Genomic DNA, 12,869 nt, shown 5'->3' on the forward strand with positions numbered 1-12,869 from the left:
TTCAATTCCAACTAGGTACGATTAAGACTATAGGCAATAGCAATCCAGCATCACTCGAATACAATTTCAATTCCAACTAGGTACGATTAAGACCGCCCGCGGCCATGGCCTTTTCATACAGGGTCCCGTATTTCAATTCCAACTAGGTACGATTAAGACTCTTCGCCGAACGTCCCTCGCAATGGGAGCTTCTGAATTTCAATTCCAACTAGGTACGATTAAGACTTTACGAGGCGAAACGCAGGGGCATTAAGTTACGGGTATTTCAATTCCAACTAGGTACGATTAAGACCGAAATAATTAACTCCTTAATGTCGGAATCTACTTATTTCAATTCCAACTAGGTACGATTAAGACTGATAAGGCACTCTATATCGCTAACAAGTATCCAAAATTTCAATTCCAACTAGGTACGATTAAGACATTTGGCAACCAACTCTTCTGCCTGCTTGAGCTTTTATTTCAATTCCAACTAGGTACGGTTAAGACTCCATAACACTGGCCTCGATCACAAAAGGCTTGGCTATTTCAATTCCAACTAGGTACGATTAAGACTTCATGCCGAAGGTCGTTTCTGCTTCCCGTTTCTTCTATTTCAATTCCAACTAGGTACGATTAAGACAAATATGCCCTTTGCCTCTTTTCGGGCCGTCAACGTATTTCAATTCCAACTAGGTACGATTAAGACAAGAACAAACGGCTCTTTATGCCCAAGGCAGAAAGAATTTCAATTCCAACTAGGTACGATTAAGACTCTGATTCTCAAGACTCCTGTAACCGCTCTAATATTATTTCAATTCCAACTAGGTACGATTAAGACCAGAATGTGCCTAATCGTGATCTAATCCTGATTCATATTTCAATTCCAACTAGGTACGATTAAGACTATAGAAGCATATAGGTATAAAAGCGTTCTCATAGATTTCAATTCCAACTAGGTACGATTAAGACCCCCTTAAATTACAGCTTAAAACCCCCTTTTCTAAACTCCTGTGAAAGTTTTTATTTCATTCCAAAAATTAAAATAGTCGTCGATTGCCAATGATAGGAAAACCCCTGGCGATCGACGACTGTTAGTAATCAGTTACTTATGAAGATCTTAGTTCAGAACTAAGCTATTTTTACTTGGTACGGAGAAATCTCCAAGGTGATCGACGACAAAACCACCTTTCGAAAGCTTCCGTTAACGGGTACGCTCGGATGAAAAATTGCTTTTCTAATCCAGCACTTTCATGGAGAACTTCACAATTTCGGTTGGCCGTTCGAAACCGCCGAGGGGCATTTGAGCAATCTTGTCGACAATGTCCAGGCCCTTGGTTACTTCACCGAAAACGGTATACTCCTGATCAAAAATGATTTCGCCCCCTTGCTTCAGGTAAATGGATTTCAGGGCCGGTGGGTACTTGGCAAGTTCTTCTTCATTATAGAAAATGCCCTTCGTGACGATAAAAAATTCCGTAGAAGAGGAGCGTTTCTCCGGATTATTGTCCGAGTACCGAGCCATCGAAAGCGTACCTTTTTTATGAATAAGGTTGGGCCGGAATTCCGCTGGAACCGTATAGTTCAACTGATCCCGCTGCTCGCCACCCCCCTGAATACAGACGCCTTTGACCAGTCGGTAAAAACCCCGGTCGTCGTAATAGCCGCTGTTGATCATACGGATAAAATTGGCCCGGTGAAGCGGCGTTTCGTCGTACAGCTTGATCTCAATATCCCCGAATCGGGTGTGTATACTAACACGGTTCTCCGGATGTTCCTTGCCGTATTCGGTTAGGGTTTGTACAACTTCATCCTGAGGTATTTCGCGGTTTTTACAGGCTGAAAAGACCACTAAGCCGAAGCAAAACAGAAGCAGATTTCGCATGAAAACAATCAGTTGAATACGTTGGTAAATTGAAAAGTATCGCCGTTAAACAGTCCTTTGTCACTAAGCTTCAGGCTCGGAATGACCAACAGGGCCATAAAAGAAAGCGACATAAACGGCGACGCCAGCGTACAGCCCAGTTGTTGTTTGGCAAAGGCATCCAGCGTCGCGTATTGCTCGGCCACCCAGTACCCATCTTCACCACTAAGAATACCCGCGACGGGCAAGGGCAGGACCAGAGCTTCCAGTTCATCAACCGCAGCAATACCTCCTTTTTCCTGAATGATCAGGTTGACGGCCTGGGCAATGGACTCGTCGTCAACGCCCACGGCTACAATGTTGTGTGAATCGTGAGCGACGCAGGACGCCAGGGCTCCTTTTTTCAGACCAAAGTTGCGAATGAAGGCCACCGCCGGAGGTACATCCGCGTACCGATTGATTACGGCAATTTTCAGAACGTCTCGTTCGGTATCCGTTCCTACCAGATCATTCGTTACAGCTACTGTTTCGGTTAGAGCATTGGTAATCAACTGTCCGTCCAGTACTTCAATGACGCGTACCTGAGCCTCACTACCCGGGAATGGTATCTGAAAATCAGCCGGTGATTTTTCGGTTGCCTGGAAGTGATTGATGGGTTCACTCAGGTAACTGGGAATGCGGGACTGGCCCGATTCGGCTACGCATTCGCCTTTGATGAACGTTTGCAGAATATTGAAATCCGTCAGGGAATCAACGACAATGAAATCCGCCGAATCACCTTCGCGTAACTGGCCGACGGGGAGTCGGTAGTGCTCGACGGGATTGAGGCAGGCCATTAGCAGGATTTCAAAGAGGCGATCGGGGTATAGAGCCAGGGCCCGTTTGACCAGTAAGTTGATATGGCCGAGTACCAGTCCGTCGGGATGTTTGTCATCCGAGCAGAACATGAGGTTGGCGTAATGTTCCGGCAACAGGGGAATCAACGCATCAAAGTTCTTGGCCGCCGAGCCCTCCCGAATCAGAATCTTCATGCCGTACTGCAATTTATCGAGTGCTTCCTCGGCCGTAAAACATTCGTGATCCGTCTGGCAACCCGCCGCAATGTACTGTCTGGCCGCTTCACCCCGTAAGCCGGGAGCGTGCCCATCGACGGGATAACCCAGTTCCTGAGCAATACTGATTTTAGCCCGCATATCCGGATCGCCGTTGATGACGCCGGGAAAATTCATGACTTCTGCCAGATAACCCACTTCCGGGTACTGGCTCAGTAAGTACTCTACATCACTAGGCGTTACGACAGCTCCGGCTGTTTCGAAGGGCGTAGCAGGTACGCAGCTCGGTGCTCCAAAACAAAAGTGGAAAGGCACTTTTCGGGCACTGTCAATCATCCATTCCACGCCCGGCACACCGAGTACGTTAGCAATTTCGTGGGGATCTGAAACGGTGCCGACGGTACCGTGCGGTACAGCCAGTCGGGCAAACTGGGCGGGACTGAGCATCGAACTCTCGACGTGCACGTGAGCATCCACAAAGCCCGGCATCAGATACTGAAGCGGAGCCTGGGGATTATCCTGTATTTGGCTAATCACGCCGTTTTCAATCAAAATTGTAACCGGACGAATCACTCGACCCGGAATATCAACAAGCTGACCACTGATCTCTGTCATAATGCATTCAATTTTCGGATGGAAGTTTACCGTAAGCGGATCAACAGCAATAACCTGCCCTTTTACGTTTAAACTAATTCAAACTCGGTTCAAACCTGAAACCAAGAATCAAACCCTCAAACATTAAACCTCCACCCGGGTTTACTCAAAAATAGCCCTCCAACGCTGGCTTAAACTTTCTACCTTTGCCAAAGTTCTATACAGAAAGAACTTCCCAGGTGCTTTTCGAAGCAATTTCTGATAAAAATGCCAAAAATAATCATTGCCATCGACGGGTACTCCAGCTGTGGAAAAAGCTCGACTGCCAAATCTCTGGCGGCTCAGCTCGGGTACGGCTACATTGATACCGGAGCTATGTACCGGGCCGTGAGCCTGTATTTTCACCAACACTACGTATCGCGAACGAACCCCCACGAAGTGGAAAAGGCGTTGGCAGATATTCACATTTCATTTCAGTTCAATCCGGAGAAACGATTGAATGAAACGTATCTGAATGGCCTGTGTGTAGAGGAGGAAATCCGTAAGATGTACATTTCCCAGATGGTGAGCGAGGTAAGTGCCGTAGTGGAAGTGCGTCGGGCGATGGTGGCCCTCCAACAGCGGATGGGCAAACACAAAGGGATTGTCATGGATGGGCGTGATATTGGCACCGTCGTGTTTCCGCAGGCGGAACTGAAAGTGTTCATGACCGCCGATCCACTGATTCGGGCCCAGCGTCGGCAGGCGGAATTACTGGAAAAAGGCGATCTGGTAGACTTGAATGAAGTACTCGAAAATCTAACCAAACGCGACCACATCGATATGAACCGCTCGGAAGGGCCGCTCCGTCAGGCCGAAGATGCCCGGGTATTGGATAATTCCTACCTGACGTTTGATGAACAGGTAGCCCTGATCAAAGGCTGGGCTGACGAGAAAATCGCTCAGACTTTATAAGCGAAAGAAGTCCGTTCCGAAAGAGCGGACTTCTTTGCTTTGATGGGTTTCCGGGCTGATAACCCCGTTGATGTGAGAGAATCTTTTTCAAACCTCACATTTCCTCAAACTCTTTCAAACCATAGTAAACCCTGTAATGGGTGAGAAAAGTCTTTTTCAAACCTTACACTCCCTAAAATCTTTCAAACCACAATACCCCTTCACTACGAGAGAAAACCCCTATTTACCAATCGTGATTTCTTTCTCCTGATAGCCGCCCCGCGTAGAGAGAAGTTTAACTTTCGCTTTTACGCTTCCCTTCTGATTGAGTTTTACCTTGAAAGTCGCTTCCTTTTTCTCGCCCGGTCCGGTATAGCCCGCGTAGATGGTTTTGTCAAAGAGGGAAGGTTCTGTGACGATGACTTTAGCCTGAGCATCGCCTTTCAGAAGAGCCTTGTCGAGGTCCAGCATGATTCGGTCTTCCTGTACAATTTTGATGCGTTGAGCCTGTTCCAGTGCAACGGGTAATTTGCCGGAATTAGTCCAGTTTACCTTGATTTCGTATTCGTCCGTACCCAACGGTTTAACGGTTACGTTCGTGAGTTCAATTTGGGGGAGTTCAAAAGCCATGCTCAGGTTGAATTTGGCCTGCTTGGAAATCCAGTGTTCAAGTACCGTCGGCGGACCATTCTGAGCAAAGAATTTTGGGTGAAAACCACCAATTTCGACTTCACCCAGTTGCGGGTGCGTAAACTTGGTCCAGGGCTTAAATCCTTTTTTGCCGTTGGCTTCATCGTCCCAGCGAAGGCCGTCGTATTCATCGTACTGCCCGTCGCCATCGTAATCTTTCATGGCTCCGCCATTCCAGAGTTCATCCCCGTACCAGATCGAACCGTAGTAAAAATAGCCGAAATCCGGACCGTGCCCGAATAAGGGTTCGGGTTTGCTGGGGTCTCCGGTCATTCGGTTGGTTTTGCTCCGGGTGCTGTAGGTATGGTACACATCACCCGCCCAGGGGTAGCCCGTATGAGCCAGGCCGAGACTATCCATGTGGCGATAGATGGCCAAATCTGCCGGAAACATACTTTCGGTATCTTTTGACGTCGAAGGCGGTCGCAGGTGCATGGGTACCCGCGTGTCCATGGAGTTGACGACCGAAATATGCGGATGTCCCAGCAGCCACAGTACCGTCGAGCGGGTTTCCACTTCGCTGAGCGGATAGGCTCCGGCACCACCCTGCGTGTAGCCGCGTCCGGTAAAGTCGCCGCCCTGATCCGGACGCCAGTTTTCAGGGTAGTTCCGGTGATTGTCCAGGCCGCCCACGCCATCCTCGTTGAACTTGCCATCCCCGTCATTATCGATCCCTTCCGTATACACCAGCCAGTCACCTTTACCTTCCAGTACCCGTTTCATTAATCGTGGATCCCGGGGGTCGATGACGTAATTGGCCTTTTCCCGTTCATTCGTACTGGCTTTCTTCCGAATCTGATAAATCACGCCGTCGCCATCCAGATCTTCCTCCGGATCTTCGTCCAGCAGGCCGTCCCGGTCGTCATCTTTGGGGTGTACCGTGCTGCGGTTTCGCTGGGCCGTAAACAGGTACATCGTCGAACCGTCTGGGTTATTTTCGGGTCGCAGGTAAATGGTTTTGGTATCCAGTAGCTTGGTAATGGCCGCGTCTTTACCGTAGTTTTCAATCAAATGCTTCGCCATCCACAGTACCGATTCGCTACTGGTGACTTCGCCGCTGTGCCGTCCGCCTTCAAAATACGCCGCGGGCTTGTCCGTATGCTTGCCGGTTTTCTTATTGGTCAGGGTCATCTGTAAAATGGGCCGACCTTCGTAACTCCTGGCTACCTCGTACAGATCCACGAGGTTGGGATACTGGGCAGCCCAGGTCCGGCACCAGTGATAAATGACATCCGGCGAATGATAAGTATTGAACGTCAGGGTTTTGCCGGGTTTGTATTCTACTTCTTTAAACTGATGTTTTCTGAAAAAGCTAACCCCATGGCGTTCACCTTTTACGGTGTAAAACTTACTGGTGGTATCCTGTTCCGGCCATTTCTCCTCCGTTCCGTAGTACGACCGCTGGGCGTAGGCACTGGCTAATTGGGTAAGACATAAAATGAAAGTAAGGCGTTTTTTCATGCGTAGCGTGCGAATAGAAAGGATTAAAGTTCAAAAAGGAGGCGACCCGAAATTTTGCAGCCTGATTTTAATGAAAGATTGTCGTTAGACAAAACGGATGCGACGAATAAAAAAGAAAGATTATATGGCTAAAAACATAAAAGTTAAACTTATGTATGGCTATGTATTTTGATTGCCATACAATATTCTAAGGGTAGTTTGAAATTTTTTAAGCATAACCCGCGTGTTTTTGTCAGGGCTTCCAAAAACGCTGCAACAGGGCCGTTCTTTTTGTCGTATTTTGAAACTGTATTTGAATAGTAAGTATGCAAACAGTTGATTACTTGATCGTGGGCCAGGGGATTGCCGGGTCGGTACTAGCCTGGACCCTCCGGCAGCGGGGCTACAGTATACGTGTCATCGATGACCTGCGTCCGTCTTCTTCGCGGGTGGCCGCGGGGATCTGCAATCCCGTCACGGGCCGTAAGCTGTCCAAGACCTGGCTGGCGGATGATTTATTTCCCTATCTGCATCAGTTTTACCCCGCACTGGAGCAGGAATTACAGGCATCCTTTTTTTATCCCATTCCGGTTTATCGCCCGTATCAATCCATTGAGGAACAGAACTTTTTTATTGCCCAAACGGCCAATCCGGTTCTGGAAGGATACATTCGTTTGGCGGAAAATAACGAAGCCTACGCTGGTCTGATCCATAACGCGTTAGGCGGACTCGAAACCCTGCAAGCGGCCTGGGTAGATTTGCCCACCTTATTATCGGCCATTCGTAAAATTTTAGTACAGGAAGATTCGTTGGTAGAGACCGAATTTCGGTGGGAAGAAGTCGTACCGGGTTCGGACTCCGTTACCTGGCGTACCTACGAAGCCCGCCAAATCATCAGTTGCGAGGGAGCATATGGTCGGTTCAATCCGTATTTCAGCTGGCTTCCCTGGGCCGTTGTGAAGGGAGAAATCCTGACGCTACAGCTCCCGGAAGAAGCAGTACCGGGCATTGTCAACCAGAGCGTCTGGATTCAACCGCAGGGAGCGGGCCTTTACCGGTCCGGAGCCACTTACGAATGGAACGACCTTACCTGGGATCCTTCGGAGAAAGGGCGGGCGTACCTAACGGAAAAGCTGAACAAGCTGCTTCAGGTACCCTACCAGATTCAGCAACAGGTGGCCGGAATACGTCCGGCTACGCAAGGACGCAGGCCGTTTATGGGTCTCCATCCGGTGTATCGCAGTATTGGAATCTTTAATGGATTAGGCTCCAAGGGCACCTCGATGGCACCCTTTCTGGCTAAACAATTCGCTGATTTTCTGGTTCATACGAAAGAACTGGCTCCCGAAGCGAATATCCAGCGGTTCCATTCGTTATATTTCAGCAAAATCAACGAATAACTGTATGCTTCTGTGGGTGAGTGTACAGAGTAGACCCAGCCCTACACCATGAATTGGACCAATACTATTAAAGTTTCTTTATTGAGTGGAATCCTGCTGGGAGCGGCTACTAGCCAGGCCCAAGTATTCATGCCTTCCATGGAGGAATTCGGGAAGAATCGAATCCAGCGGGAACGCTTCGAATGGCAGGTTTACACCACCCCTAACTTTGAAGTATACTTTCACGGAAACAGCCGCTCGCTGGCGACGTATACAGCACAAATGGCCGAGTCGGAATTCGATCGAATCACCGATATTCTGAGCTATACGCCCTACAGCCGTACCAAGATATTTCTGTACGACTCGCCCAGCGACCTCAAGCAGAGCAACATTGGTATTTCACTCAATTCCGAAACAGCCATTCGGGAAGAAAACCTTTCCAAATCCCGCGTACAAATTGCCTTCACAGCCGATCATATTGCCTTTCGGCAGAAGTTAGCCAAGGAAGTATCGTCGGTGTTTGTGTACGATATGCTCTACGGCGGCAGTCTGAAAGACGCATTGCAAAGTCAGTTGCTGCTGTCGCTGCCCGAATGGTTTATTTCGGGAATCACGGCTTACGTAGCCGAAGGCTGGAGCCGCGAGCTTGACGACTACATGCGGGATGTGGCCCTGAACAAAAAATTCAAGAAACCCGCTCACCTCAGCGGACCTGAAGCGACCCGCGTCGGACAGTCGATCTGGAACTTTATCGCGGAGCGTTATGGGCGGGATAATATCTCGAATATCCTGAACCTGACCCGGATCATCCGGACGGAGCAAACCAGTATTTCCAGTACACTTGGCATTTCCTATAACCGTTTCCTGAGCGACTGGCGGGACTATTATACGCAAATGGCGACGTCTTCCGCGGCGGCTTTCAAGAGTCCTTCCGGTAGTACGTTAGCCAGCTATCCGCTCTTTACGGGTCACAAAATCGAGCAGGTGAAATTAAGCCCCAACCGGCAGTGGATCGCCTATTCGGTCATGGATAACGGACAGTACCACGTGTACCTGACCGATACGCAGGGGCAGCAGAAAACGCAGTTACTGAAAGGTGGCGACCGTTTTCTAACGCGGGAACTTCCCGTATCGGCACCCTTGCTGGCCTGGCAGGCTAACGGTACGCTGAACGTGCTCGAACAAAAAGATGACCGTACCCTGTTGCATCAGTTTGTAGAAAGCGAAAAGAAAGGCTTACGCCTGAAAGCTCGCCGGACGGTACGCGGATTTACTCAAATCGCCGGGTTCGATATTTCGCAGGACGGTTCAGTACTGGCCATCAGCGGCGACCGTAAAGGACAAAATGATCTGTTTTTGTATAACCTGAGTCGGAACTCCGTATTACAACTCACCAACGATTTGTACGACGACCTGACGCCTGCCTTCGTAGGCCGTTCGACGACCCGCGTGCTTTTTGCTTCCAACCGGACCAACGATACGCTTTCAACGGCGGCTCCCAAAATACTGCCCAATCGCTTTAATCTGTATTTGCACGACGGTAATCCACGAAGTCAGGTGTTGGAACGGCTGGCGGATCAGGCCCTGCAACCCATGGCTTCCAATGGCGAACGCATGTTTTACCTGAGTGATCAGCAGGGCATTCAAAATCTGTTCACGTATGATACGACCTCGCGGCAAGCCCGACCCCTGAGTCAGTTTGTTGAAAGCATGACGGCCTACGATTATCATCCAGCCAGTGGAGCACTGGCGTACGTAAGTATTGAAAACGGTCGGCAGGCCGTGAAATTCTTGCCCCGACTTGCTCCCGTAGAAGCCAGTGAAACAACCGCTACCGGACGGAGTATTCGACTAAATGGGGGCGTAGCCCGCACGAATCAGCCTGCCAGTGGTGCCACCGATCCGACCAGAGCTCCCGTAGGGGTGGGGACGCCCTCGCGACTTAATTCTTTGCGTCCGGGTGAGATTGATACGGATAATTATCAGTTTGATCTGGAAGGACTGAAAGTAACGGAACGCCGTACCGACAAGCCTTCGTCTTCGCCACGGGTGATTACGAACTCCCGTAGCCGAACGACCGTAGTACGCCGCGATGCCACGCGTTTGAAAGGTCCGACTGCGTATAAGGATGTCTTTGTCGTTAACAATACCAATAACCAGTTTCTGGTTCTGCCGTATCTGGTGAATCAAAGTGGCTTTGGCTGGCAGAATACCATTACAGTCAACGACTTACTCGAAAATAACATCATTAAAGGGGGCCTGTTCATTACACCGACCTTCCGGACCAGCGAAATCTTTGCCGAATATCAGTACCTCGTTCATCGGATTGACTTCAGTGCCCGCTTTGACCGGCGAGCCTTTACCGATGGTTTCCCCGCTTCAGGACTTTTTACCAAGTATCGCTACAACCGGCTGACGTTAACGGCGGCGTATCCAATTACGGAAGCCTTGCGAGTATCCGCTTCCCCGATGTATACGCGTCTGAACCGCGTAGATGGTTCGCAGGGAGGGATTGGCCTACCCGACGCCGTGTCGAGTTTTGTCGGATTACAGGGTGAGGTAGTCTATGACGATACGCGGAGCAGCGGTATGAATCTACTCGAAGGAACCCGGGTGAAACTGCGGGCTCAGCAGCAGCAGGGTATGCGGTCGAACGCCGAAAGCTTCTTCAAGATTACGCTGGATGCTCGTAACTATACCAAAGTCTATCGTGATCTGACGCTGGCCACTCGTATATCGTTGGGTCACTCGGGTGGAAAAGCTCCGAAACAAAGTATACTCGGCGGAATTGATAACTGGATCCCGTTCGGTACCGTGCGGGAAGTGCGGAATGCCGAAAACCCTCTGAATCCGTTTAACATGGATTACCGCAACGTATTCTTTACGGATTTTGTAACGCCTTTACGGGGTTTCCGGATGAATAAACTGTCGGGTGAAAGCTACGCGTTGTTCAACGCTGAATTACGCTGGCCGGTATTTAAAGTACTGAGCCGCGGTCCAATTACGTCTACGTTCCTGCAGAACTTCCAGCTGACGGCCTTTACGGATATTGGTACCGCCTGGACGGGAAGTGGGCCGTTTAGTCGGCAAAACAGTCTGAACACCGAGATCATCAACCCGCAGGGAAGTCCCTGGTACGCTTCCGTCAATAACTTCAAAAACCCGTATCTGATTGGTTACGGCGTTGGGGTACGGACGTTATTCCTGGGTTACTACGTGAAAGGCGATCTGGCCTGGGGTATCGAAGACACGGCAGTGCAAACGCCCATTTTACACGTTTCGCTTGGTTATGATTTTTAATGATTTCGTATCCTGAAAAGAAAGCAGCTCTCCACAGGGGGCTGCTTTTTTGTTGATAGAGGTGCGTCATAAAAACCCCGAGTGAGGAGTAGCCAGAAACCGGAACGGGCTATTTGCCTACTGGCACAGCTTTTACGATCATCAATCTAATCCCAACCCTGAATCTATGCCGCTTACGTTTCCGCTGATCTGCTTGTTGCTCGGCTTTTTCCTGTTTTTTGGTATCATCCTAACCAAATCATCGCATCGTTTAGGGGTACCCAGTTTAGTAATATACCTGGCTTTGGGCATTTTTTTAGGAAACGGCGGCCCCTTCGATTTTATCTACGACTACCCTGAATTTACTCATTCCTTCAGCAATCTGGCCCTGGCCATTATCCTGTTCATTGGCGGGCTGGAAACCGATTTTCGGCATATCAAACCCATTTTGGGCCGAGGGCTGGTCTTGTCCACCGTAGGCGTTCTGCTGACGGCGGGTTCTGTTGCGTTGTTTCTCCACGTCGCTTTTGGCATTCGGTATCTGGAAGGATTTCTGATTGGTTCCGTGCTATCTTCTACCGACGCCGCCGCTGTATTTTCCATTCTGAATTCGAAAGGCCTGCGACTGAAAGAAAACATTTCAGAAACCCTGGAGCTGGAGTCCGGTACGAATGACCCCATGGCCTTTTTCCTGACGACCATGTTTACCAGTATGCTTCACGAGCCGGAGATTCATATTGGGCCCTGGCTCTGGTTATTCGTCAAGGAAATGTCCATTGGCTTGCTGGCGGGCGGCTCGCTGGGGCTGGCTACGAGTCTGATTTTGCAGCGATTGCAATTGGTCAATCGGGGCATGTATCCGGTACTGATTCTGGCGACGATTCTGATTGGGATCGGTGCCCTTATGATGTGGCACGGTAATGTACTGCTGGGCATGTACGTAACCGGTATGGTGATTAGCAGTCACCGCGAAAAATGGCTGGGCCGTAAGGAAACGTATCTTTTCTTCGAAAGCATTTCCTGGCTGATGGAAATCAGTCTCTTCGTCCTACTGGGCTTACAGGTATTTCCGCGTAACATGGTAGCCTATCTGCCCCAGGCCCTCATCGTTTGTCTCTTCCTGATTCTGATTGCCCGACCGCTCAGCGTCTTCGTATCACTCGCCCCGTTCAAAGCCAGTTTGCAGAAAAAAGTATTTGTAAGCTGGGTGGGGTTACGGGGAGCGACGCCCATTGTGTTTAGCCTGATTCCGCTCATTGCCCGGGTACGGGTGGCCGACGTCATTTTCAATATCGTCTTTGCCGTGGTATTGATTTCCGTACTGCTGCAGGGAACAACGCTGGGCTGGCTGGCGAACAAATTAGGGTTGAATGAAGACCAGCCCGCCTCCAGTCAGACCTGATAAGGACCATCTTTAATCCATTGTATTAATTATTAGATTCGTAATAAGTTAATAGTTCTGTCATCATTTTTTAACAATTTGATGATTCGGGTTAATATTTTGGTAATATTCTTCTTGCTCAAGCGAAATACTTTTGCAGCATCTTTCGACGAGTAGTCTTGTGAAGAGTGCTTCTGCTGCATCCGCCGATCGTCGTTAGATACTTATTTCCAACTTCCTGATTTAATGCTGAAGGCCAGTCACACCCACCCGTGTGA

7 protein-coding genes and 1 CRISPR repeat array are annotated in these 12,869 nt (G+C 49.4%); of the genes, 4 read left to right on the plus strand and 3 right to left on the minus strand.

Features of this window, described 5'->3' with window-relative positions; all coding sequences use genetic code 11:
• Window positions 1–951: direct repeats of the CRISPR family, unit length 28 nt; unit sequence TTCAATTCCAACTAGGTACGATTAAGAC.
• 265 nt (window positions 952–1,216) lie between these two features.
• Window positions 1,217–1,864, minus strand: coding sequence for a peptidylprolyl isomerase (locus BWI97_RS16220; RefSeq protein ID WP_094808189.1), 648 nt, complete (start codon window positions 1,862–1,864; stop codon window positions 1,217–1,219).
• 8 nt (window positions 1,865–1,872) lie between these two features.
• Entirely contained in the window at window positions 1,873–3,510 is a 1,638-nt protein-coding gene (gene ade / locus BWI97_RS16225; protein WP_102201836.1) for an adenine deaminase, read from the minus strand.
• A 246-nt stretch (window positions 3,511–3,756) separates the two neighbouring features.
• Here ade and cmk point away from each other — a divergent pair, with 246 nt between their 5' ends.
• Window positions 3,757–4,443, plus strand: a complete 687-nt coding sequence (cmk, locus tag BWI97_RS16230; protein ID WP_094808191.1) for a (d)CMP kinase — start codon at window positions 3,757–3,759, stop codon at window positions 4,441–4,443.
• Window positions 4,444–4,662: 219 nt separating this feature from the next.
• Here the strand turns inward: cmk and BWI97_RS16235 are convergent, their stop codons facing one another.
• Complete coding sequence (locus tag BWI97_RS16235) at window positions 4,663–6,573, minus strand: M14 family metallopeptidase (protein ID WP_102201838.1); 1,911 nt, start codon at window positions 6,571–6,573, stop codon at window positions 4,663–4,665.
• Window positions 6,574–6,878: 305 nt separating this feature from the next.
• Here BWI97_RS16235 and BWI97_RS16240 point away from each other — a divergent pair, with 305 nt between their 5' ends.
• The 3 genes from BWI97_RS16240 (at window position 6,879) to BWI97_RS16250 (ending at window position 12,612) form a co-directional block, all read left to right on the plus strand.
• Window positions 6,879–7,952, plus strand: a complete 1,074-nt coding sequence (locus BWI97_RS16240; RefSeq protein ID WP_102201840.1) for an FAD-binding oxidoreductase — start codon at window positions 6,879–6,881, stop codon at window positions 7,950–7,952.
• A gap of 48 nt (window positions 7,953–8,000) precedes the next feature.
• Window positions 8,001–11,231: a hypothetical protein gene (locus BWI97_RS16245; protein ID WP_094808194.1), complete on the plus strand. Its 3,231-nt coding sequence runs from the start codon at window positions 8,001–8,003 to the stop codon at window positions 11,229–11,231.
• Between the two features lie 166 nt (window positions 11,232–11,397).
• Entirely contained in the window at window positions 11,398–12,612 is a 1,215-nt protein-coding gene (locus BWI97_RS16250; protein WP_102201842.1) for a potassium/proton antiporter, read from the plus strand.
• Window positions 12,613–12,869 lie beyond the last annotated feature (257 nt).

The sequence above is a fragment of the Siphonobacter sp. BAB-5405 genome, assembly GCF_002872335.1.
Taxonomy (GTDB): Bacteria; Bacteroidota; Bacteroidia; order Cytophagales; family Spirosomataceae; genus Siphonobacter.